Below are 24,695 nucleotides of genomic sequence, written 5' to 3'. Positions count from 1 at the left end.
ATGAAAAACAAGTATTTTGACATACACGCACCGGTTTTCTGGCCCTCGGTGGTTTTAATCGTCCTGTTTATCTCCGTGACGCTTTGGGTGGGAGAACCGATGGAAGAAGTTTTTGCCTCCAGTAAGACCTTTATCACCGATAAAGCAGGTTGGCTGTTCATTATCGCGGTCAATGCCTTTATCGTATTCTGTTTCTACCTGGGATTCAGTAAGTACGGTTCCATCCGGCTGGGAGGAAAAAATGCCGAACCGGAGTTTTCTACCGGTGCCTGGTTTGCCATGCTGTTCAGCGCGGGTATGGGGATCGGGCTTTTATTTTGGGGGGTAGCCGAACCGGTCTATCACTACGCCATCCCTCCCTTCGGAGAGGCCTACACGCTGGCTGCTGCCGAAAGAGCCATGAACCTCACCTTTTTGCACTGGGGTTTCCATGCCTGGGCCATCTACGCAGTGGTGGGCCTGTCCCTGGCGTTTTTTGCCTACAATCGCAAATTACCGCTTACCATCCGTTCGGTATTTTATCCCCTGCTTGGAGAACGGATGAACGGATGGATGGGCAACGTGATTGATGTATTGGCGGTACTGGCGACTCTATTTGGACTGGCGACCTCCCTGGGATTGGGGGTGCAGCAGGTAAGTGGGGGCTTGTTTTACCTCTTTGGGATCCCCAATACCGTGACCGTACAGGTCATGCTGATCGCAGGGATCACCTTAATCGCGACCATCTCGGTCGTTTCCGGGATCGACAAGGGCGTGAAATTTCTCAGCCAGTGGAATGTACGGATTGCTGCCATCTTGTTGCTATTTGTCTTAATTGTCGGACCCACGCTTTTTATCTTTCGTTCGTTTGTCCAAAACATGGGAAATTACCTGGGAAGCATCCTGGAAGTGTCCACCTGGACCGAAGCGTACCGCGACAATGGCTGGCAGGGAGACTGGACCGTTTTTTACTGGGCCTGGTGGATTTCCTGGTCTCCTTTTGTAGGAATGTTTATCGCCCGGGTTTCCAGAGGACGTACCATCCAGGAATTTATCTTTGGTGTATTGCTGGTACCGACCCTGTTAACGTTTTTGTGGCTAACAGCTCTGGGGGGAACGGCCATATTTCTCGACATGGAGGAAGGAGCCCTGACGGGCGGCCATGTTTTGGCGGAAACGATTACCGGTGATGTATCCATTTCTATGTTTGTTTTTTTGGAAAATTTCCCCTTCAGCGGGATAGGGGCGATCATTGGTATCCTGTTGGTGACCAGTTTCTTTGTGACATCTTCCGACTCCGGTTCCCTGGTGATCGATAGCATCACCGCGGGAGGCAAATTAGACGCGCCGGTGGGGCAGCGTATTTTCTGGGCCACTACCGAAGGGGCAGTTGCAGCGGTATTGCTGATCGGGGGAGGCCTTACCGCGCTTCAGACGGCGGCCATTACGACGGGATTGCCGTTTTTGCTCATCCTGGTCGTTATGTGTTATTCCTTGTACAAGGGCTTGGGTCGGGAACATGCGCGAGTGAAACAATTTGACAAGGACTTGGACCGGGCGTCCTACGAAAAACGATTGTCGGACGTGATTATGAAAAAACTCAAAAAACAAAAAAGCTGATGCGTAAACTTAGAAATATCGGATTATTTATAGACCTGTCCGATCTGGACGTGCTGTTGCTGCAGTACATTAAAAAATTGGATGAAGTCTTTCATTTTGAACGACTAACACTGATTCATTTTGTGGCGCTCGAGGAAGTTTCCAAAGAAATAGGCGATATGTTGCCCTATTTGGATAAATCCCTGGATGAAATTCTGGAGGAAGAGGTACTGGAAAAAGTAGTGGAAGTATTTGGCGAGCAAAAAAGCAGCATTCAGGCGAAAATCTACTCCGGCGGGCAATTGGATCAACTGGTGGAATGGGTGGATGCGCAGAAATTTGACCTGGTACTTTTGGGAAAAAAATCGGTTCACGGAGGTACCGGGGTGTTCAGTAGCAAAGTTTTGCGCCTGACCGCTTCGGATACCCTGTTTATTCCAGAGACCTCCAAGCCAAGTATCGGGCAAATCGTGTTGCCATTGGATTTTTCGGACTATACCGAAGGCGTGGTGTCGATGGCCAAATCTCTGGCCGGACACACGGGGGCAAGGTTGCTACCCGTTCACGTGTTGAAGGTGGGCAGGCAGTACTTTCCCTACATTCGGAAGCCCTCTGAATTTCATGATACGCTTCACAAAAAGGCAATTTCCCACTACCAGAAGTTGAAGAAAAAGGAAGGACTTCCCGACACCCTGGAAATCATACAAGGGCAGGACGAGCCGGTGAGCCGGAGCATTTACGATTATGCCATTCGGAAAGGGGCCGATTTAATTGTACTCGGAAACAAGGGCAAAACCGATGACGATACCCTATTGATAGGTTCCGTGGCGGAACGTATGATCGCTTCTGACAAACACCTTCCGGTATTGATCGTGAAATAATGATTTTTTACAAAAAAAAATTTATAGCTTCGTTCCCTAAACAGATCAGTTTCGGAGGCCTATGCAAGCGGAAATAAAAATTGCCGTATTGATTGATGCGGACAATGTTCCATCCAATCAAATCAAGGAAATGATGGAAGAGGTCGCCAAGTACGGCAATCCGACCATCAAACGCATCTACGGAGACTGGACCAAGCCCCAGCTAAATAAGTGGAAAAACGTGTTGTTAGAAAATGCGATCAACCCCATTCAGCAGTACGGATATACTTCCGGCAAAAATGCCACGGATTCGGCGATGATCATAGACGCGATGGACATTCTTTATACCGGTCGGGTAGATGGGTTTTGCCTGGTATCCAGCGACAGTGATTTTACCAAGCTGGCGACGCGCCTGCGGGAAGCAGGCTTATTGGTAATCGGCATGGGAGAAAAGAAAACTCCTGATCCCTTTATTGTCGCCTGCGATAAATTCATTTACCTGGAAATTTTGCAGAAAGAAACCGAGGGGCAGGAGGATAGCAAAGAAAAAGGCAAACCCAGACCGCAGGTGGACAAAATCAATCCCAAGTTGATTCAATTGATTTCTTCCACCATTTCGGATCTGGCCGATGATGATGGCTGGGCGTTCATGGGAGACGTGGGTAATCTGCTTCAAAAAAAACAGCCCAACTTTGATTCTCGAAATTACGGATTCCAAAAACTGACTCCGTTGATCGGTTCCATCAATAAATTTGAGATCGAACAACGGGAGAACCAAAAAGGAAAATATAAATTGATTTACGTGCGTAACAAAGCCTGAGATTTTGGGTTGGAGGCATGTTTGGGAACGGTAAAATAAAAGGTAGTCCCCTGTCCCGCCCGGGATTGGAGCCAGATTTTTCCTTCCATGCTTTCCACAATCTTTTTCACAATAGCCAACCCCATGCCGGTACCGTCGTATGCATCCTTTTGGTGGAGGCGTTGAAAAATTACGAATATTCGTTCGAAGTACTCCTGCTCGATGCCAATACCATTGTCCCTGATCCAAAAAAGCCATGTTTCTTCCTGCTCTTCGCAACTCAGGTGTATCTCCGGAGGGATGCCGCGTTTGGCGTATTTAAGGGCGTTGCTGACGAGGTTTTGCAGGACCAGGAAAAGAAAACTATGGTGACTGATTATGGTTGGAAGGGGACCATGGGTGATCGTGGCGTCAAGCCGTCGGATTTCTGGTGAAAGGGTATGTATCACCTCGTCAAACAGACGCTGCACATCTACCTCTTCGATGGGGTCGGTGCCGGGGTGAATGCGGGAGTACTTCAATAAGTCCAGGATCAATTGCCGCATGCGGGTAGCGCCGTCTACCGCGTGCCGGATATACGTTTTTCCCTTTGCATCCAGTTGGTCCGAATACCGTTTTTCCAATAGTGACATGAAGCCGGTGACCATTCGCAGCGGTTCCTGCAAATCATGCGAGGCCACATAGGTAAAATGCTCCAGGTCGGTGTTTTTTGATTTCACCTCGGACAGCGATCTTTTCAGGGCTTCCTGTTGCTCCTCCAGTTTTCTTCTGAGCAGGTATTGCTCCCGCAGACTTTCCTGCAGCCCTTTGAATAGTTTTGGGATCAATACGACAAACACGGCATTGAGAAAAATCAGATTGGAAGAAATGGCAATCCAGGTCTGAAGGTCAATGGGCGAAGAAAAACGGCCGTCAAGGGGGATGCGGAGGTAGATCACGCCGCCAAAAAGCAGGCAAGCGGCCAAATTCAAATAAAAGCCCGTCCATGCGGCATTTTCGGGGAAGACCAGGATCATAAAAACCGAAACCGCTAGTAGATAAAGCAGCCCCGGACCGTAATTCCCCAGGTAGTAGATTAGGATCAGACCGATGGCATAGATGATGCCAATGAACACCCATTTTCGGACCGCAAGTGGGATACCGCGGACATGCGCGATCAGTAGTAAGCCTACCACGGCCAAAATATCGGCAATGAGTAGTCCGGTGAGAGAGGTCAGGTAGGAGAGATAAACCCCCGGAATCAAGGCAATGCTGCAGAGGGGAATGATAAATAAAAGGGTGGTGACGAATAGGTAATTTTTCCAGTAGTCCAATGGATCTTCGCCTGGCACAGATTCAAAGCAGGTGGAAAAAACATGCCGGCGATACCTTTCAATGAAAGTTTTAGGCGAATCTTCTTCAATGGCGCGCTGTTTTTCCATAGTAACGAGTAGCTGTTTCTGCCTGCTAAAAAAGTGGCACCTTCCGGTTTTTTCCGGCTTCAAAACTAAGCAATAAATTTTGTTTCTCCATGATTCCGATCTGCACGGCACAAGGAAATCCCTCCATGTTCCGCCAAATTTTTAGAAGAAATCCCTCAATTTCCGAAGGTTTGGCCGTTGTTGGGCACATTTTTGTACCTTGTCTAAAAAAATACATCCATTGAAAAGTACGATCGGAACCCTGTCTCTTCTGGTGGCCATTGTTGGTTTCCTTTCCCTGGAGACAGGTATTCATTTTGGTTGGTTGGAAGGCCCTTTCTGGCGCATTCTGGCAACGGGATTCGAAGCCGGTACAATTGGGGGCCTGGCCGATTGGTTTGCGGTAAGCGCCTTGTTTTACGAGATACCCATCCCCTTTGTGCGGAAGCACACCAATATTATCGTCAAAAACCGGGAAAAACTGACGGAAGGGATTGTGGAACTGGTCACCACCAAATGGCTTTCACCACAGGTGCTTCGCGAACGGCTACAGGGGCTATCCATCACCGACTCGCTCCTGCACTCCCTGGATGAACCGGCCCAGCTTCAACGCCTGATGGATTTCCTGCGCTGGCTGCTTCTCCGCATTTCCGGAGAGCTGGACCCTCCGAAACTGGCGATTTTAATTCAGAAAATCAGTAATGAGCAGCTGAGAGAATGGGATATTGCGAGCCCCTTAGGCACCTGGATAGAGGAAACGATCCGGGAAAAACGACACCATGGATTGGTACAAATGGCCTTGGGACAATTTTCGCTCTCGCTTCGGGATCCTGAAACCAGGGAATTGCTGCTAAGGAAACTGAGCAATGCGCTGAAGCAGTACGCTCAGCGAGACTGGGTGAAAAAATCCGCGGTTTGGTTGGGAAAAAAAACCGGAGGAATTGATCCGGAATTACTCACGGACCGGTTGCTCGACCTTGCATTATTGTTGATGGAGGAGGTAAGAAATGATCCGAACCATCCGCTTCGGGAAAAGCTGGATCAGTACCTGCTGGAATTTGCGGCTAATTTGAAAAATGGAGACGAGCAAGCCGCTTCCTATTTGGAACGCTTGAAGCAAAACTTGCTACGCAACCCACAGTCGCGTTCCCTGATTCAGCAGCTACTGGATCGGCTAAAGGAAGGTTTTCAAGACCAATTGAAAGACCATGACCGGCCCCTGATGAAATTCATTCACCGGCAACTGATTCGCTTTCTGGACGAATTGCGCAAAGACCCCGCTAGCCGCGAACAATTCGACCGATGGATAGGGTCCACGGTGACGATGCTGGTAGACCGGTACCATCACGAATTGGGCGCCATGGTACGAAGCAGCCTGGGAAGGCTGGACGACAAAGGAATCATGCTTCAGATCAAGGATAAAGTTGGAAAGGACCTTCAATACATCCGGCTCAACGGGGCGGTGGTAGGAGGCCTTGTGGGCATTGGCATTGCTTTGATCCGCTGGTTGCTCCTGTGAGCGCGGACGACAGCTCTTTTTTTTGCAAAGCGGTGGGATAGTAGCTGAAAAGCTCATGATTTGTTGCCACAGGTTTTAATCCCGAGTAAAATAACCTATTTTTAAGGTAGGTATTTCGGAACGATCGGGTAGTCAGGATGTGTAGCCATCCCCTGGATTTGCGGTAGATCCCTTCCTGCGTTGCAAACCAACGTCCGCCTGTTTCGTTTGAAAGCCCTCGTGTTTTGATTCCGATAGTCCGGTAGTTCGCTACCGAAAGTCGATTTTAGCAGTGATACCATCTTTTCGCATATGAGCCAGAAAGTCGCAAAAATCGAGGAATTACCCCCGGCAGAAGTGGAGGAAGAAATTCGTGCCTTGAACCAGGTACTGGACGAGGCATTGCCTTTCAAGAAATTGGACCACAATATTTTGATTGCCACCTGGAACATTCGTGCTTTTGGGGGGCTTACCGAAAAATGGGAAGCGGAGGATCATGACTCACCCAAACGGGACCTTCACTCCCTGCTGGCCATTGCGCAGATTATTTCCCGATTTGATATCATCGCCATACAGGAGCTAAAGGGGAGTCTCAAGGCCTTTCGCCACATGCTAAAGGTTTTGGGCGATCATTGGAGCTTTATCCTGACCGATGTTTCGGGAGGGGATGAGGGGAACTCCGAAAGGCTGGCATTTTTATTCGATACCCGAAAAGTTAAATTGTCCGGCCTGGCCTGTGAATTGGTGGTACCCAACGAAAAAGTCACTGGAATTAAGGAAGGCGCCTTTTCCCGGCAGTTCGCGCGCACGCCCTACGCCGTGGGTTTCCGGGTGGAGAACAAAACCTTTGTCCTTGTAAGCATGCACGTGCTCTATGGAGAATCCCCCACTGACCGGGAAGGGGAGTTAAAAGCCATCGCCGAATGGATGAGAGATTGGGCCCGCGACATGCATTCCTTTGATCAAAGCCTGGTACTGCTGGGAGATTTCAATATTGACCGAATTGGCGACCCCAGGTACGAAGCATTCGTGTCGACCGGTTTGAAAGTTCCAGAGGATTTATGGCAGGTTCGCCGAACCTTGATCGACCATCAGACCAAGTTTTATTCCCAGATTGCCTGGTTTGAAAACCACGAGCAAATTCCCCAATTGTCCATTCAATACCTGCACGGAGGGGTGTTCGATTTTGGCCCGTATCTGCTCAAAAATCGTGATTTATCGGCGTTTCAGATGAGTTGGCGAATATCCGATCATTTGCCGCTTTGGGCGGAGTTTTCAACGAAGAGCTAACTTTTTGATAAGTTTCGGTATCTTTACGTAGTGTTAACGCATTTGAATGTATGGTCAGACAGTTTTTTCTTATCGGCATCTTGTTGGCTTGTATTGCCTGCGGCAAAAAACCTCCAACGGAAACAGCACCCATAAAAATCAACCAGATCCAACTGATCGGCAGCCACAACAGTTACAAGCTACCGGTTGCTGCAGGGATCATGAAACAGTTGCAATCGGAAAATGCCGAATTGGCGGCCGGGCTGGATTACAGTCACCCGCCCGTGTTGGAGCAATTATCGCTGGGCTTACGGCTACTGGAGTTGGACCTGTACCACGATCCGGAGGGGGGACGATTTAGCCAACCGCTGGGACTAGCCTTCCTGGAGACAGCGGCGCTGGATAGTGCAAAGAAAGCCGCGTTTGATCGGCCTGGATTTAAGGTTTTTCACGTGCAAGATATCGATTTCAATAGCCACCACCCCTTGTTGGTCGATTACCTGGAGGAATTGAAACAATGGTCACAACTGCAGCCCAACCACCTGCCTGTGTTTATCACGGTGAACGCCAAGGATGAAAATTACCCGGAACGAGGTTTAACCGAAGTACTGTCCTTTGATACCCAGGCCTTTCGGGAACTGGACGAGACGCTTCGGGAAGTATTGGGTGCAGAGAATCTGCTTACCCCAAAAGAGGTCATGGGCTCGCATCCTGACCTGAAAGCGGCCCTGACCGAATCCGGCTGGCCCTCGTTAGCGGAAGCCCGAGGGAAATTTATTTGGATACTGGACGAGAAAGGTGAGAAAATGGAGGCCTACCTATCCGGAGCAGAGGAGCCGGTGTTCTTTGTGACTGCCCCGGAATCGCATCCCATGTCGGGCATCCACATTCTTAACGACCCAATCGAGCAGCAGGAGGAGATCCGATCGCTGGTGAACAAGGGGTATCTGGTACGGACACGAGCGGATGCGGATACCCGCGAAGCGAGAACCAACGATACCCTGCGGAGGAAAATGGCCTTTGAAAGCGGGGCACAGTTGATCAGTACGGATTATTACCTCCCCGATGAACGTTTTGAGGGGAGCTACCAGGTGGCCTTTTCGGATGGCGTGTACGGGCGCTATCATCCGTTTTTAACAGAAACCGAGAAGGCAGCAACGGAACTTCCGGAAGCACCTGCCAGCGAAGTCGTGGTGTTGGATGCACAAACGTTTCAATTCGGCAGGACGCACGGTAGTCCTTTGGTGCTGGACGTACGCACCCAGGCGGAAGTAGACGAGGGTATTATTCCCGGTGCGGTACACATCGATTTTATGCAAGCCGATTTTGCGGATAAGGCAAAAAAACTAAAGAAGGAAGATCCCGTATTCATCTATTGCAAAGTGGGCGGCAGAAGTGCCCGTGCGGCAGAGCTAATGAGAGGTATGGGCTTTGAAAAAGTATACCATCTCGAGGGAGGAATTGACGGCTGGACCGCGGCCGGCTTTCCGGTAGTCCGGTAGAGACGAAATGCCTTTCACGAGCAGTGATTTTTGATAAGCGAGTATGAAATTAAAGATAGTTCAGGAAGATCCCTGGTTGGAAGCGTACAAAGAGGAAATTTACCAACGCTGGGTACGTTTTCAGTTGTCCAGGGACGAATTGCTAAACGTGGCGGGGAGTCTTTCTGACTTTGCCAATGGACACCGCTATTTTGGGATTAATTTTGATACAAAAAGGCAGGGCTGGGTGTACAGGGAATGGGCCCCGGAAGCCGATGCCTTGTACCTGATTGGTGATTTTAATTCCTGGGATCGACGTTCCCATCCCATGCAAAAAGACCAATGGGGTGTTTGGGAAATTTTTCTTCCCTTTGAGGCCTACAAGGATCGATTGGTTCACAAAAGCCTGGTAAAGGTACATGTGAAGGGCGGTACCACTTCGCGGGATCGCATTCCGGCATACATTCGCCGGGTGGTGCAGGACGAGGAAACCAAGGATTTTTCCGGACAGCTGTGGTTTCCGGACAAGCCTTTTTCCTGGGGGGATCAGGACTTTTCCCCGAGGTATCCCGAAGAAGGTCCGTTGATTTACGAATGCCACGTGGGTATGGGGCAGGAAGAAGAGGGTGTTGGCAGCTACATCGATTTTGCAGACAACGTCCTGCCAAAGGTAAAGAAGTTGGGCTACAATGCCATTCAGCTGATGGCGGTGATGGAACATCCCTATTACGGCTCCTTTGGCTACCACGTGTCCAATTTTTTCTGTCCGTCTAGTAGGTTTGGTACGCCCGAAGACCTGAAATACCTGGTCAATTCGGCCCACGCGCTGGGGATTGCGGTGATCATGGACGTGGTTCATTCCCATGCAGTACAGAACGTATCCGAGGGGCTGAATTCCTTCGATGGATCCGATCATCAGTACTTTCACGCCGGGCCCCGGGGCTATCACGAAGTTTGGGATTCCAAATTGTTTGACTATGGAAAATGGGAGGTAAAGCGCTTTTTATTATCCAACCTGAAATACTGGCTGGAAGAATTTCATTTTGACGGTTTCCGTTTCGATGGGGTCACTTCCATGCTTTATTTTCACCATGGCCTGATTACTTTTGATCACTTTGAAAAGTATTTTCACAAAGATGTGGATTGGGATGCCATCATTTATTTGCAATTGGCCAATGCACTGATCAAGGAAGTTAAGCCGGGAGCCCTCTCCATCGCGGAAGAAGTGAGCGGTATGCCCGGCCTATGCCGGCAGCCAGAAGAAGGAGGCATCGGATTTGACTACCGCATGGCCATGGGCATTCCTGATTTCTACATCAAGATGCTGAAGGAAAAGCCCGATGAAAGCTGGGATATTCTGGAGTTTTGGAAGGAATTAAGCGATCGCCGATACAAGGAAAAAACGATCGCCTATGCCGAGTCCCATGACCAGGCCCTGGTAGGAGATAAATCCATTGCGTTTTGGCTGATGGATAAGGAGATGTATTTTCACATGCAGGTAGAGGATTCGAATATTATCATCGACCGGGGAATCGCCCTGCACAAGCTTTTTCGTTTGTTTACCAGTAGTTTGGGGGGGAGGGCTATCTCAACTTCATGGGCAATGAATTTGGCCATCCGGAATGGATCGATTTTCCCCGTGCGGGCAATAACTGGAGTTACCAATACGCCCGCAGGCAATGGAGTCTTGCCGAAGATCCCCAACTAAAATACCAGTACCTACTGCGCTGGGACCATGCGATGATTCGCCTACTGAAAAAATACACCATTTTGCCCGCAGCATTTGCCGAGCAACTGCATGCAGACCCGGCGAATAAAGTCCTGATCTACCAACGGGCTGGACTGATCTTTGCGTTTTCCTTTCATCCCCAGGCATCCATTCCGGACTACCAGTTCCGCGCGCCGGGCATGGGTCAGTACGAGCTGGTCCTCAATTCGGATGATTCGGAATACGGAGGATTCGGAAGGATCGAAGGAACGAAAACCTATTTTACCGATCAAAACCAACGTTTGAGTATTTACATGACCAACCGCACGGCGCTGGTGTTTGCACGGGTAGATGAATAAATGCCAATTTTTATTTGGCAGAAATTGTAATTTTAGTGAAATCGGGAAATAACTATTGGTGTTTCTTGTTTTTTGCTTAATATTACGGGTAAATTCTTGAAAGTTAGCCTATGGCCAGGAATATCGTGATTGCGGGAGCAGGGGATATGGGATATCACTTAGCAGAGCAGTTGTGCTACGAGAACAAAAACATCATTCTGATTGATTTAGACAAAGATGTGCTGGACAATATCGGCTCCAGGCTGGACGTGATGACCATTGAGGGGGACTCGGCTTCCATTGAAATTCTGAAAAAGGCCAATATACACAATGCGGAATTGATGCTTGCGGTGACCACCTCCGAGAAAACCAATATCTGCGCTGCGGTACTGGCCAAGCAACTCGGTGCAAAAAAAGTCATCGCCCGGGTGAGGAATCACGATTACCTTTACCCCGAAAACAAGGTGTATTTTGAAAACCTGGGAATCGACTCCATCATTTCTCCTTCGTTACTCTGTAGCAAGGAAATCTCCCGACTGATGAAACGCTCCACTTTTTCTGACGTTATTGAGTTTGAAGGCGGCAAATTGAGTGTGGTGGGAATCACGTTGGAACACGATTCGCCCTTGGTAAACAAACGGCTATCCGACACCACCACCGATCCGATATTCGAAGATATCCGGATCATCGCCCTGGTCCGGGACCACCGTACGCTGATACCCAGGGGCGATACCTACCTTCGTAACAACGACCACGTATTTTTTATTTCCAATAATAAATCCGTAGATACAGTCAAGGATTTGGTCCGCCACAAGGGCAAAGAAATCCACAATGTCATGCTCATCGGAGGAGATGATCTGGCCTATTCTACCGCCCGGGAGTTGGAACACGAGTACGGCGTTACGCTGGTACACAACGATAAAGAGCGGTGCAAATGGCTGGCCGAGAGGCTGGATACGGCCCTGGTCATTCATGGCGATTATAAAAACATAAACTTGTTGATCGAAGAAGGACTGGAGACCATGGATGGCTTTTTGGCCTTGACAAACAGTTCGGAAACCAATATCATTACCAGTCTGAGTGCAAAGAATCACGGGGTATACAAAACCATTGCACACGTTGACACCCGGGAGTACATTCATATTTCTCACAGCATTGGTGTGGATTCCCTGATCAATAAAAAATTGGTGGCTGCCAACCACGTCAGTCGTTACCTGACCAAAGGAAAGGTCGAAGCGGTTTCGGGCATTCATGGGGTAGAGGCTGAGTTTGTACAGTACCTGGTAAGCAAAAACAACCGACTTACCCGGCGAAACCTTCGGTCCCTTCATTTTCCAAACTCGGCCATTGTGGCAGGTGTGATTCGGGGGGAAGAGGTATTCATTCCGGACGGGGAATTCCAGTTGCAACTGAATGACAAAGCCATCGTGTTTGGCCTGCCCGAGGCAAAGCCGATTCTGGAAAAACTATTTAATTAATCATGATTCATTACAAGGCCATTTTAAAGGTAATGGGCGGATTGATGATGCTATTGGGAATTCTGATGTTTCCTAGCATTGCTTTCTCGTATTATTACCAAAGTGGGGACCAAATCACCCTGATCGGATCGGCCTTGATATGCCTGGCAGTCGGAGGGACTTTTTTTTATTCCTTTGCCAAGCAGGACCAGAATATCCGAAAACGGGAGGGTTACATGATTGTGGCCTCGAGTTGGGTTGTTATGTCGGTTTTCGGCATGATGCCCTATATTTTTAGCGGCAGTATTCCGGTTGTTTCCGACGCCATATTTGAAACAGTATCCGGATTCACCACCACAGGCGCCTCCATCCTCACCGACATCGAACAGTTGCCAGCTGGTATTTTGCTGTGGCGCAGCATGACCCAATGGATTGGAGGCCTGGGGATCATTGTGCTGACCGTTGCCATTTTTCCCCTGTTAGGTATTGGAGGGATTGAGCTCTTTGTAGCCGAGTCTCCGGGTCCCACTTCGGACAAGGTACACCCCCGGATTCGGGAAACGGCGAAGCGCCTTTGGCTCATTTATTTTGGATTGACACTCGCCCTGGTGCTACTCTACTACCTGCTGGGAATGAGCTTTTTTGACGCGATGAATCATGCCCTGACCACCATGTCTACGGGTGGATTTTCCACGAAGAACGCAAGCATGGCTTATTTTGATAGCGCCTCTATCCAGTATACGGCCATTCTCTTTATGTTTCTGGCAGGAACCAATTTCACCTTGCTCTACTTTGCTTTCAAGGGTAGATTTCGGCGAATTTGGGCCAGTGACGAGTTTCGGGCCTATAGCATTTCGTTGATAGTGTTGGTCACGGGTATTGCCTTTTCCATCTACTACCTGGTGCCGGGAGACATGGAAGCGACCTTCCGGGATGCCATGTTTCAGGTAGTATCGCTGGTAACCACTACCGGCTACGTCACCGCAGACTATACGGCCTACAGCAACGGGCTGACCATTGTTTTCTTCATGTTGTTATTCATGGGCGCCTGTGCAGGGTCTACCAGTGGCGGCATAAAGTTTATCCGTCACCTGACATTTGTAAAGAATTCCACGCTGGAATTTAAGCGAATCGTACACCCCAGGGCAGTGGTACCCCTAAAAATCAATGGCGAGCGCGTGACGGGAAAGATCATCACCCACATCATGAATTTCCTGTTGTTGTACCTGATGATCTTTGTGTTGGGATCCATTGTGATGTCCATCGCCGGGTACGACCTGATAACATCGTTTGGAGCGGTGGCTACCTCCCTGGGGAACGTGGGGCCCGCCATCGGCAGGGTGGGGCCGGTGGATAATTTTGCTTTTTTCTCCCCGTTTGCGAAATTATTTCTCAGCTTTCTCATGTTATTGGGGAGATTGGAGTTATTTACCATTCTCGTGCTCTTTACGCCCTACTTCTGGCGAGCCAATTAATCCCATACCGTTCGACCCATGCATCCACCCATAATTGCCGTTTTTACCGCCCCGGAACTCGATTTTCGGGGAAACCCAGCCGCTGTGGTACGTTTAGAAAAACCACTGGAGCCGGAAGAAATGCTGGCCCAGGCGAAGAAAATCGGCATGCCGGCCACCTCGTTTTTGTTGGAAGATGCAGCGGGGAATTACCGGGTGCGTTGGTTTGCGCCAGATGCAGAAATCTCACTGTGTGGCCACGGTGCTGCCGCTGCGGGCATTTTCCTGGCCCGGCAGAAGCAAACCGATACCGTCCTGCTGCAGTACAGCGGAGGGGAGGTCTTGGTGCACCTGGATGGAAACCGGTTTCAGATGCGCCTGGATGCCATTCCTTTGAGAGGGCAGGTGGCAGTACCGGCTGCCATTAAAGAGGGACTCTCTATCCCGGTTTTGGAAATGTACCAAACGGACAACAAACACGTGATTTTGACCGATTCGGAACGATCGGTCAAGGAAATGATACCCGATTTTGACCGGCTGCGTCAGTCTGAGATTTTTGGCTACGCGGTTACCGCAAAAGGGGAGGCGGTAGATTTTGTGAGCCGTACGCTTGTCCCGCACGTACAGCAACTGGAAGATCAGGCTACAGGTTCCTCTCATGCACTGTTGGTTCCCTTCTGGGCAAAGAAGCTGGGCAAAAACCAGCTGGTAGCCCATCAATTAAGTCCCCGAGGGGGGCGCTTTTTTGCCGAGATGGAGGAGGATACGGTAGTCCTTGCCGGGACCTTTGCCTTCGAGTAAGGCGGCCTGACAGCTTGGCAGCCCCCGGAGATCCGTTTGACTATTTGAATATTCGATGGGAATATTTGGTGTAAATCCTATTTCCTGTTTTTTTCCATATTTTTTTCGTTCGCTGGTACAATTATTGCTTTTTTATTTCGCAAGGTTTTTTTAATTCAAAAGTCGACAAACGAAATAGAAGATGCAATACCGAAGAATTCTCATCAAGTACGGTGGGAATGCAATGATCAATGAAGCACTAAAGGAAGCAATTTCACAGAAAATCAAGAGCCTGCAAGAGCAAGGCACAGAGGTGATTCTGGTTCATGGGGGAGGTCCATTTATCAACCAGTCCCTGGAGGAAGCGGGAATAAAAACCGAATTTTTTGACGGCCATCGACACACCAGTACAGAGGCCTTGCGCTGTATCGAAAAGACCTTGAAAGGAGAAGTAAACAGCTCCCTTGTCAACCTGCTTAACAGGCAGGGTTTAAAAGCCGTGGGGCTTTCGGGAAAGGACGGGCAGCTGGCCATTGCCGAAAAAAGATGGCACCTCGTCAAAAATGAATCCGGCACCGAGACCCGGCAGGACCTGGGTCAGGTAGGGGATTTAAAAGTGGTACAGCCCCTTTTGCTAAACCTATTGCTGGAGAATGGTTTTACCCCGGTGGTCACCTGCATAGCCTCGGATGCAGCAGGCAACGATTACAACATCAATGGAGATGTTTTTGCAGGAAAGATTGCCGCATCCCTGCAGGTAGATGCATACATCGTACTCACCGATGTGGACGGTCTGTATCGGGAGTATCCGGATCCGGCGTCCATTCTGAAAACACTGTCGATAACAGAGGTAGCGGCGTACATGGGCACCGTCATTCAGGGTGGGATGATACCTAAGATTGAATCTTGCCTGACTGCCCTGAAAGGGGGCGTTAAAAAAGCCGTGATCCTAAATGGCACTCAACCCAATCAAATTACGGACTACATCATTAAACAACAATCCATAGGAACAACCATAACTCATTGAACATGCAAATTTCCAACGAATATTTATATGAGGAGGACAAGAAATATTATTTACCAACATTCAAGCGTTTTCCGCTGGCTCTGATCAAAGGAAAAGGAAGCCGTGTATGGGATGCAAACGGGAAGGAGTACATCGACATGTTGGCCGGTATTGCGGTCAATAACCTGGGCCACTGCCATCCCAAGGTCGTGCGGGCCATTCAGGAACAAGCCGGTGAGCTGATCCACATTTCCAACTTTTTTGTCAGCCCGCCTCAGGTCGCCCTTAGCAAGCTGTTGGTCGATCTGAGTCGGATGCAGCACGTATTCCTCACCAATAGCGGTGCGGAGTCCGTGGAAGGGGCCATTAAGATTGCCCGCAAGTACGCGTTTAAACAGGGAAAGGGCGGAGCGATCATTTCCATGAAAAACTCCTTTCATGGCCGTACCCTGGGCACCATCGCCACAGGCCAGGCAAAATACCAAAAAGGATTTGCGCCCATTCCAACGGGATTTTCCCAAGTGGAATTCAATTCACTGGAGGCGCTGGAAGCGGCCATCACGCCGGAAACGGCCGCGGTACTATTGGAGCCCATACAAGGGGAAGGAGGCATTGTTCCCGCAGATAAAACCTATCTGAAGGCCGTGAGAAAGCTTTGTGACGAAAAGGGGGTACTGTTGATTTTTGATGAAATTCAATGTGGTATCGGTAGAACCGGTAACTTTTTTGCCAAGGATTACTACGAGGTGCAGCCGGATATCCTTACCCTTGCCAAAGGTTTGGGCGGGGGCATGCCCATCGGCGCTGTATTGTGTAACAAAAAAGTGGGGGATGCCATCGATTTTGGGGATCACGGCACCACCTTTGGTGGAAATCCCCTGGCCTCAGCTGCGGCCCTTGCGACCATTACAACCATCCTGGAAGAAAACCTGACTCTTGCCGCGCAGGAAAAAGGAGACTGGCTAATGGGAATCCTCCGGTCCTGGATCAGGGAGCATCCGATGATCCGGGAAGTAAGAGGTTTGGGATTAATGATTGGGGTGCAATTGGACCGACCGGCCGCCCCCCTTGTCAAAGCACTTATGGACGAAGGAATCATTGCCAATGCTACTGCCGAATCGGTATTGCGGCTGGTTCCCCCCTTAACGATTCCCGAAGAAGACCTGGTACAGGTTCTGGATAAATTAAAAGCAATCCTAATTTCAATCGAAAAAAATGAGCACTAAAAAATACCGGGTTGGGATAGTGGGTGCTTCCGGCTATACCGGCTCGGAACTGGCCCGCATTCTGATCCACCACCCTCAATCCGACCTTGTCGCCATCACCTCGGAATCCCATCGCGGGAAGCGTTTTTCAGACCTTCATCAGCAGTTTTCCGGAATTCTGGATACGACCCTGATTGGCTCGGACGAGCTGGATATACAGAACCTGGACGTGCTGTTTTTGGCACTTCCCCACGGAGTATCGATGGAATTTGTGAAAAGATGGATGAATTCCGGGGTTAAATTGATTGATTTATCTGGCGATTTCCGACTTTCCAGTCCGACGGTATACGAAGAATGGTACAAAAAGGACCATACCTTTCCCGAAGGTTTTGAAACGGCCGTCTACGGGATGCCCGAGTTGCACGCGGAGGCCATTCGAAAAGCTCGTCTGGTGGCGAACCCGGGTTGTTACCCGACGGCTTCAATTTTAAGTCTGGCGCCGGTCTTTCATTCCGGCGTAGCAGTCGATCCGAATGGTGCCATCGTTGATGCCAAGTCCGGGACTACCGGAGCAGGGGTAAAAGCCAGTAATACCACGCATTTTTCAAATGTCAACGATAATTTCAAGGCCTATGGCATTGGTAACCATCGGCATACGGTTGAAATCCAGGAACAGCTTTCGTTTTTAGTGAAAAAATCAGTTAATTTACAGTTTACCCCCCATTTATTACCGGTAGATCGGGGGATTTTGGCTACCTCGTATATCCAACTAACGGGAGGCATGACACAGCAAAAACTGAATGCCCTGTATCGGGACTTTTACCACGACCAACCCTTTGTTCGCATCCGGAAGGAAGCACCGGCCATTAAGGAAGTGCGAGGGAGTAACTTTGCAGACCTGTTTCCGTTTTGGGATTCCCGGACAAACCGGGCGATTATCGTTGCTGCCATCGACAACCTGGTAAAGGGGGCCGCCGGCCAGGCAGTGCATAACATGAATCTCATGTTGGGGCTGGACGAATCCATGGGGTTATTACAGGTTCCCCTGCAACCATAAACGAAACGAAACCATGATCAAAAATATTACCAGTGTAAAAGGAATTAAATGCTGGGGTGCCCATTCCGGCATCAAATCCATGCGACGGGACCTGGCGTTGATTTTTTCGGAAGTACCTGCCGCTGCAGCGGCCACACTCACACAAAACAAAGTACAGGCCGAGCCCATAAAAGTTACCAAAAGAAATCTGAAAAATAATCGGGCTCAGGTGATCGTATGCAATGCAGGAAATGCCAATGCCTGCACCGGAGAACAGGGAAGAAAGGGAGCGGAAGCGATGGCCGATACCGTGGCGGAGGCGCTTTCCATTTCTCCGGACGATGTCATCGTGGCCTCGACCGGATTGATTGGTGAGCCTTTTCCTACCGAAGACGTCATCGAAGGAATCAAAACGACGGTACCCAAGTTGTCCGACGATGCCAAAGCAGGCTCTTTTCTTGCCAACGCCATTTTGACCACGGATACCTTTGCTAAGGAAGGATTTGTAGATTTTGAATGGGAAGGCAAAACGATCGCCATTGGGGGAGTGGCCAAGGGATCGGGCATGATTCATCCGAACATGGCGACCATGCTTTGCTTTTTGGCTTCAGATATCGCCATTGATGAGAAATTGCTTCAATCCACTCTGAAGTATTGCGTGGACCGCTCCTTCAACATGATCACTGTGGATGGGGATACTTCCACCAATGACATGGTAGCAATACTGGCTAACGGAATGGCAGGAAACACCAAAATCACCAGCGAAAATGATCCGTTGTATCCGCTATTTAAGGAAAAATTACTGGAGCTGCTGGTCCATCTGGCGAAATTAATCGTCTCGGATGGGGAGGGAGCCTCCAAATTTGTGGAGTATAAGGTTTCCAGAGCCATCTCAGAAAACGTGGCCATGAAGATGGTGCGGGCAATCTCGGATTCCACATTGGTAAAAACCGCCATGTTCGGCCGGGATCCAAATTGGGGTTGAATTATTGCCGCCTGTGGAAATGCCGGAATCAGCTTTAATTATAAAAAAGCCAACCTGTACCTGGGCGATGCGAACAATCAGGTTTTGGTGTTAAAGCGCGGAACACCTACCAAATTTGATAAAAATTACATGAAAAAATTGCTCCGGGAGTCACATATCAAAATTAACCTGGAACTCAATACCGGAAAACAGGAAGCAACGGGTTGGGGGGCGGACCTCACCACGGATTACGTGATGTTTAACTCGGTCTATACGACCTAGCGAAGAAGCCCAGCTGCATGCAGACAGTCGAAGTTCCCCATTGGTCTTCGACTGTTTTTTTTTAGTAGCGTCCGAAAGGAAGCACATAGGCCGCTCGGATGCCCAGTAAACCCAGGTGAAAGGGGGAGGGTCCGGCGTGCTGGTACCGAAGGCTGAATTCCACTTGTTCCCATCGGTATCCCATCTCCAGGGCAAATGCCAACTCTATCTGCCTTTCGGTGTAGGTATTGGGCGAATTTTTAAATCGGTTGGCAACCAATGCCCCACCTATCTGCGGTTCAAAGAAAAATGGCATAAAATTCAGGCGGTATCCTGCAAGCAATGGGGCCAGATGCAAACTAAGGTTTTCCCCATTTGCCAGGGGAATGGAAGAATCAATGGGGAAATACAGGTAATTTCCCGTAAGCGACCATTGCCCCCGTGGTCCGGCAGCAACCAAACCCTTGATGGAAGCTCCAAAACCCGCCGGGAATTGCGCCTGGTAAAATTCGTTCAGCGTAATACCTGCGTCAAAGCCTATATTTACCTGGCTTTGGGGTACCTGCGCGAAACTCTGCCAAGTCAGAAGTAGAAAAAATATGCCGAAGAAGATGTGTTTGATCATGTCCGAAGCATTAGTTGAGGAAAACAACCTTACAAATTCGAAGATAGTAAAAAAAAACGAGCGATCGAACCTGCGGCTTTTGGGATTTGGCCCTGCGGTTTTTGCGGTATTTTATTTCCAAAATCCGAGCGCGAAAAAAAGTATTTTCGAAAAAATGTATAAATTAAGGCGTTTTGTTGTGAAGACCCATGCATCAGACCTGGAATAACCGTATCCTATCGCTTGTTTTCGCGGGAGCTCTTTTGGGTTCCTGCGCTACCAAAGAAGACCATTCCGAAGGAGAATGGACCGTTCCGGAACCTGCCGCGGCAATGGCCAACCCGTTGCAGAAAGGGCCGGATCACCTTCGGGAAGGACAGGTCGTGTACCGCTTGTATTGCGAAACCTGCCACGGTACCACCGGACTGGGAGACGGGCCCGCAGGCCAGGCCCTGGGAGGTCATCCGGCCAATCTGCAGTCCGAAGTCATCCAATCCCAAACCGACGGAACTTTGTTTTTTAAGCTGTCGGTGGGAAGAGGCGTCATGCCTGCTTTTCAGGAGGTATTGACCGAAACCCAACGTTGGCAGTTGGTACATCATCTCCGGAGCTTGAAAAACACAAGGATGGAAGGGGACTCCGCAACCTTGCCTCAGGCCCTTGTTCCGGGCATTTCCATTAGCAGATGGGCCCGAGTGGCACCTCGGGCGGTGCGTATCTGGACGTCTCAGGACGGGCATTATTTATGGTACGCTACCTTGCCGGGAGAGGTGTACCGTTTGTCCACCGATCGATCCCGGGCGCCGGAGAAAATGCTGGATGTGTCCGATCATGGAATTCCCCGGCTGCAGGGGGCCACCTGGTGGAAAGACCGGCTGTTTCTCAGTGGAAACGTACGTGTAAACGATAACAAGGGCACCAAGGGTCGATTGGTGCGGGTTGGTTGGGATGCGGAAGGAAAACCGAACGTGGAAGTGGTGTTCACCACCGAAGTCTATGGCACCACCAATACCCCTTTCGATCATGGATGGTCTGCATTGCAGATAAGTGCCGACGAAGAACACCTATTCGTGGTCAGCGGAAGTCGCACCGACCATGGGGAGGTGCAGGATAACCTCGGTGCCTATCCAAATGCCCGGGATGCCGCCCTGACTTCGAAAATTTTCAGAATTCCACTGCACAGCAAGGACCTTTCTTTACCAAATGACCTGGATAGCCTGAAAGCCATGGGCGTTCTTTTTGCCGAAGGGGTTCGCAATGCATACGATTTGGCACTGGATCAGGAGGGAAGGCTGATCGCGGTCGTAAATTCGGGCGATTACGATCAAAACGAAGACATGATCTGGGTACGGGAAGGACACCATTATGGATATCCCTGGACGATGGGTGGCATGGAAACACCGCAGCAGTTTCCGGACTGGGTACCCGACCCGGATACGGACCCCTTCCTCAATCCGGGAGCCGCTGCCTGGCCAAATGATTTTCACAACGACCCGGACTTTCCAAGGGTCCCGGAAGGCATTCGGTTTACGCCTGGCTTTCTGAATTTTGGGCCGGATGCGGATAAATTCAGGGACAAGAAAACCGGTCTGGTCCGGGATGCCTCCGATCTGGGAATTGGGATGACCACCTTTACCCCACATTCCTCTCCATTGGGTCTGGTCTTTGATACCGAAGAGCGATTGCCCGGCAGGTTTAAAGGCAAGGCACTCGTACTGCGGTATACCAATGGACAGCGTTCGGCATTGATGCAGCCCTTTACCCCACATGGAGAGGATTTGTTGCTGTTGGACCTGGAACTCGATGGTTCCGGATCGAATTTTTTACTCAATACCTACCGGGTGGCCGAAGGCTTTACCCAACCGGTGGATGCCGTCCTGCTGGGAAAATCCCTGTACGTCATCGAATACGGAGGCAGAGAAAAAGGGGGAAACCTATGGAACATTTCATTTGAATAAACAACCAAATCGCATGAGGCAAATTTGCTGGAAAGTACTGTCCTTTTTTCTCCTGCTGGGAGCTCCGGTTTATGGACAAGCCACCGATCGTCCAAACGTGCTATTCATCGCCATCGACGACCTGAATGATTGGATTGGCGCCTTGAACGGACATCCGCAGGTAAAAACCCCAAATATTGACCGACTGGCAAAAATGGGGGTTTTGTTTGCCAATGCCCATACGCAGGCCACGCTTTGTAATCCCTCCCGGGTTAGTATCCTCACAGGTCTGCGTCCTGAGACTACCGGGATATACAACCTGGCTCCCCACCACCGGGACGTGGCAATAACCCGGGATGTGGTGACGCTCCCGCAATACTTTGAATCCCAGGGATACCGGACCCTATCCAACGGGAAGATTTTCCACAGCATCGGTACCACGCCCGAAAAGCGCGCCGAATTTCAGGAATGGGGTTCGATAGGTGGAGGGACAGCGGGCCACCCTCCGCAGAAACTGGTGGGCGATACCCACATGGGCAACCATCCCCTGTTGGATTGGGGCGTATATCCCGAAACCGGGGATAGCGTGCGAAACGATTACAAGGTAGCTACCTGGGCAGAGGAAAAACTGGCCCTCCTCAAAGAGCAATCCGACCGGCCTTTTTTCCTCGCAGTCGGCTTTTGGTTGCCTCATGTCCCCTTATTCGCCACCCGCAAGTGGTTCGACCTGTATCCGGAAGAGGAGCCCTTGTATTTACCTCCTGCACCTCCGGATGACCGGGACGATGTGCCTCCCTTTGCCTGGTACCTGCATTGGTACCTGCCGGAAGTTCGGCTTTCCTGGCTACAGGAACACCATCAATGGGAAAGCAAGGTGCGTTCGTACCTGGCCACCATCAGTTTTACCGATGCCCAGGTTGGTCGGGTGCTCGATGCATTGGAGCGAAATGGGCTGACCGAAAATACCATCGTAGTACTTTGGTCGGATCACGGCTTTCACCTGGGAGAAAAAGGAATAACCGGGAAAAATACCTTATGGGAACGGTCGACTCATGTGCCCTTGCTATTTGCCGGGAAAGGAATACCGGGAGGCGGCGTATGTCGGCAACCGGTCGAGCTGCTGGACATATATCCTACCTTGCTCGAGTTGGCGGGATTGCCGGAAAAAAGTGGATTGGAAGGCGTTTCATTGGTACCCCAGCTACAAAACCCGGATACTCCTCGGGAAAGGCCCGCCATTACCACCCACAACCCGGGTAACCACAGTGTTCGATCCTTACGATGGAGGTACATTCGCTATGCCGATGGATCCGAAGAATTGTACGATCACCTACAGGATCCTCACGAACACCACAATTTGGCGGGTAGGAAAGCCTATCGGGAAATCAAGGAGGACCATGCTCGCTGGCTGCGCGCGAAGGATGCCCCCCATGCGCCCGGAAGCAAGCACCGAAAACTGGAAAAAAAGAACGGTCACTGGTACTGGGAAGAGCAGCTAATCGTAGCGGAGGAATTGATAAAGTAGGCGAATGCTTGCATGCCCATTCGATGTTTTTCTACGAAACGCTGGAGCGCATCACGTAAAATTTCCGTGTTGTAGTGCCTGAACCTGGTTTTTTAAATAAAATTTCACTCATATTTTTTAGTTAAAATAAATTTTTCATAAAATCAGCTATTCCTTTTGTAAAATAATTTTTTTCTCTACCTTTGTAGAGTCAACAGGAAATTCCTGGATCTGTAGCACCTCACCAGAGGCTCAGGAGTCGGTTAAAACCGGCGAAGGTTCAAATCCTTCTGTTACAGCTTGGTTATTTTGGGTTTATTGTTAATTGACTTAAGCTATGAAATTTTATTTCATAGCTTATTTTTTTTAGGGGAGGAATGGGATCCATTCGGAAAAGGGATCCAGTAGAAATATTGTTTGATTCGCTTTTGCAGGCAGCCAGGACCGCCAGCACGGGTTCGATACGCTGATTTTTAATCGACCTGCTCCGGCAAAAACCACCGGTAATTCCATGATCCAGGTAAAGGATTTCGGATGCGGTAATTTTTTGCTTACCCACGATTTCAAAGGAACCCTACTGGCAAAGACCTATCCAACCTGCTCGGGATCGATCGGTCGGCTTAGCAAGGTCAATCAGCAAATTTTTGGTAATAATCGCCTGAAGATGGCAGGAACGAATTTTTTTCTGGAGAAGGCTATGTTTAAAAGGTTGAAAGACCGATTACAGGGAAGCCTCCGGCGCTGCACGGATCAGCTTGACCTGGATGGGAGGAGCCAACTGGGAATACGGGTGCAAGTACAGAGGGACACATCGACTTGGAAATCAATCTGTAGTGGAATTCCTCCCGGGGCCTTCTTACAGGTCTTCGATGGGCAATTCCAGTCGGATTTTGTCCCAGCTCATGCTTAGCAGGCCCGTTTTATCTCCTGTTGGTTCAATTGCATAGGTGAGTCGTTGAACGGTGTCTGCCAACAGGACAGGATCTGTTTCAACTCGCAACAAATCTTCATTCGGATCGTATTCCTCTGCCAGATGCTGGTCGTAGTTCTTATTTAGGATAAGCGTCCATTTTTCTCGCCCGGGAATTGTAAAAAAGCCATACCAACCAGGCTGTATTGATTTATCCTGAATACGAACCTCGTCCGAAAAGTGGATGGCAGTGGCCCAATGAGAACCGCTTACCCAGACCTGGTCATAGGACACCAGCCCGTTCCAGATCACCCGGCCTCTAACACCAGGAGATCCATAGTTTACGGTGACGTGAACGTCACCAATAGTCCCCAGGGCCTCTCTTCTTGCGCTGCCCTTAAAGGTATCTGGCAGGTAGCCCTGATTGACACTGTCTGCATAGGTATCCCTGAAGATCAGGTGTTCCTTTTCTAGCTCCGTCAGGCTATCCGTTTCTTCCAGAGTGGGCTGTACCCCGGCATCGCCTTGATTTTTTTCGTTGGGTTGACAGGAGATCGCAACTAAACAGGACAGCAGTAGGGAGGGGAAAATACGTTTCATGACGAATAGGCTTGGTTCAGGTGTTAGGTATCTACCGAATCGTGAA

17 protein-coding genes and 2 pseudogenes are annotated in these 24,695 nt (G+C 49.8%); 16 read left to right on the top strand and 3 right to left on the bottom strand.

Features of this window, described 5'->3' with window-relative positions:
• The 3 genes from ABWH99_RS15465 to ABWH99_RS15455 all read left to right on the top strand — a co-directional run bounded on the left by ABWH99_RS15465 (position 1) and on the right by ABWH99_RS15455 (position 3,258).
• On the top strand, positions 1 to 1,599 hold the full coding sequence (locus tag ABWH99_RS15465) for a BCCT family transporter (RefSeq protein ID WP_375582751.1): 1,599 nt from the start codon (positions 1 to 3) through the stop codon (positions 1,597 to 1,599).
• Complete coding sequence (locus ABWH99_RS15460) at positions 1,599 to 2,459, top strand: universal stress protein (protein WP_375582750.1); 861 nt, start codon at positions 1,599 to 1,601, stop codon at positions 2,457 to 2,459. The genes ABWH99_RS15465 and ABWH99_RS15460 overlap by 1 nt, the downstream gene beginning before the upstream one ends.
• 61 nt (positions 2,460 to 2,520) lie before the next feature.
• Complete coding sequence (locus tag ABWH99_RS15455) at positions 2,521 to 3,258, top strand: NYN domain-containing protein (protein WP_375582749.1); 738 nt, start codon at positions 2,521 to 2,523, stop codon at positions 3,256 to 3,258.
• Here the strand turns inward: ABWH99_RS15455 and ABWH99_RS15450 are convergent.
• A complete protein-coding gene (locus ABWH99_RS15450) occupies positions 3,237 to 4,658 on the bottom strand; it encodes an ATP-binding protein (protein ID WP_375582748.1) in 1,422 nt (473 codons plus the stop codon). The two genes, ABWH99_RS15455 and ABWH99_RS15450, sit on opposite strands and share 22 nt — an antisense overlap.
• Before the next feature lie 220 nt (positions 4,659 to 4,878).
• Between ABWH99_RS15450 and ABWH99_RS15445 the strand changes: the two genes are divergently transcribed.
• The 11 genes and pseudogenes from ABWH99_RS15445 (at position 4,879) to argJ (ending at position 19,115) form a co-directional block, all read left to right on the top strand.
• Positions 4,879 to 6,156 carry a DUF445 domain-containing protein gene (locus ABWH99_RS15445; protein WP_375582747.1) on the top strand — a complete coding sequence of 426 codons (1,278 nt, stop codon included), beginning with the start codon at positions 4,879 to 4,881 and terminating at the stop codon, positions 6,154 to 6,156.
• A 291-nt stretch (positions 6,157 to 6,447) separates the two neighbouring features.
• The gene (locus ABWH99_RS15440) at positions 6,448 to 7,425 is read left to right on the top strand and encodes an endonuclease/exonuclease/phosphatase family protein (RefSeq protein WP_375582746.1); all 978 of its coding nucleotides are present in this window, start codon (positions 6,448 to 6,450) and stop codon (positions 7,423 to 7,425) included.
• A 50-nt stretch (positions 7,426 to 7,475) separates the two neighbouring features.
• Positions 7,476 to 8,906: a Ca2+-dependent phosphoinositide-specific phospholipase C gene (locus ABWH99_RS15435; RefSeq protein WP_375582745.1), complete on the top strand. Its 1,431-nt coding sequence runs from the start codon at positions 7,476 to 7,478 to the stop codon at positions 8,904 to 8,906.
• A 43-nt stretch (positions 8,907 to 8,949) separates the two neighbouring features.
• Positions 8,950 to 10,952 (top strand): annotated as a pseudogene (locus ABWH99_RS15430) (alpha-amylase family glycosyl hydrolase).
• Positions 10,953 to 11,062: 110 nt separating this feature from the next.
• Positions 11,063 to 12,409, top strand: coding sequence for a Trk system potassium transporter TrkA (gene trkA, locus ABWH99_RS15425; protein WP_375582744.1), 1,347 nt, complete (start codon positions 11,063 to 11,065; stop codon positions 12,407 to 12,409).
• Positions 12,410 to 12,411: 2 nt separating this feature from the next.
• A complete protein-coding gene (locus ABWH99_RS15420) occupies positions 12,412 to 13,863 on the top strand; it encodes a TrkH family potassium uptake protein (RefSeq protein ID WP_375582743.1) in 1,452 nt (483 codons plus the stop codon).
• Positions 13,864 to 13,881: 18 nt separating this feature from the next.
• A complete protein-coding gene (locus tag ABWH99_RS15415) occupies positions 13,882 to 14,643 on the top strand; it encodes a PhzF family phenazine biosynthesis protein (RefSeq protein WP_375582742.1) in 762 nt (253 codons plus the stop codon).
• Between the two features lie 181 nt (positions 14,644 to 14,824).
• Positions 14,825 to 15,649 (top strand): acetylglutamate kinase, encoded by an 825-nt coding sequence (argB, locus tag ABWH99_RS15410; RefSeq protein WP_375582741.1) that lies wholly within the window; start codon positions 14,825 to 14,827, stop codon positions 15,647 to 15,649.
• 2 nt (positions 15,650 to 15,651) lie between these two features.
• On the top strand, positions 15,652 to 16,854 hold the full coding sequence (locus ABWH99_RS15405; RefSeq protein WP_375582740.1) for an aspartate aminotransferase family protein: 1,203 nt from the start codon (positions 15,652 to 15,654) through the stop codon (positions 16,852 to 16,854).
• Positions 16,844 to 17,890, top strand: coding sequence for an N-acetyl-gamma-glutamyl-phosphate reductase (argC, locus tag ABWH99_RS15400; protein WP_375582739.1), 1,047 nt, complete (start codon positions 16,844 to 16,846; stop codon positions 17,888 to 17,890). Before ABWH99_RS15405 ends, argC begins: the two co-directional genes overlap by 11 nt.
• A 13-nt stretch (positions 17,891 to 17,903) precedes the next feature.
• Positions 17,904 to 19,115 (top strand): annotated as a pseudogene (argJ, locus tag ABWH99_RS15395) (bifunctional glutamate N-acetyltransferase/amino-acid acetyltransferase ArgJ).
• Between the two features lie 61 nt (positions 19,116 to 19,176).
• On the opposite strand, the gene ABWH99_RS15390 reads toward argJ, so the two are convergent.
• A complete protein-coding gene (locus ABWH99_RS15390) occupies positions 19,177 to 19,719 on the bottom strand; it encodes a hypothetical protein (protein ID WP_375582738.1) in 543 nt (180 codons plus the stop codon).
• A gap of 188 nt (positions 19,720 to 19,907) precedes the next feature.
• On the opposite strand from ABWH99_RS15390, the gene ABWH99_RS15385 reads away from it, so the two are divergent.
• Complete coding sequence (locus ABWH99_RS15385) at positions 19,908 to 21,656, top strand: c-type cytochrome (RefSeq protein WP_375582737.1); 1,749 nt, start codon at positions 19,908 to 19,910, stop codon at positions 21,654 to 21,656.
• A 13-nt stretch (positions 21,657 to 21,669) separates the two neighbouring features.
• Positions 21,670 to 23,160: a sulfatase gene (locus ABWH99_RS15380; RefSeq protein ID WP_375582736.1), complete on the top strand. Its 1,491-nt coding sequence runs from the start codon at positions 21,670 to 21,672 to the stop codon at positions 23,158 to 23,160.
• A gap of 835 nt (positions 23,161 to 23,995) precedes the next feature.
• Here the strand turns inward: ABWH99_RS15380 and ABWH99_RS15375 are convergent.
• The gene (locus tag ABWH99_RS15375) at positions 23,996 to 24,649 is read right to left on the bottom strand and encodes a DUF2911 domain-containing protein (RefSeq protein WP_375582735.1); all 654 of its coding nucleotides are present in this window, start codon (positions 24,647 to 24,649) and stop codon (positions 23,996 to 23,998) included.
• Positions 24,650 to 24,695 lie beyond the last annotated feature (46 nt).

Source organism: Cyclobacterium xiamenense, from assembly GCF_042140265.1.
GTDB classification, from domain to species: Bacteria; Bacteroidota; Bacteroidia; order Cytophagales; family Cyclobacteriaceae; genus Cyclobacterium; species Cyclobacterium xiamenense_A.
Note: the sequence above shows the minus strand (reverse complement) of the source record. Positions and strands in the feature narration are given on the sequence as shown.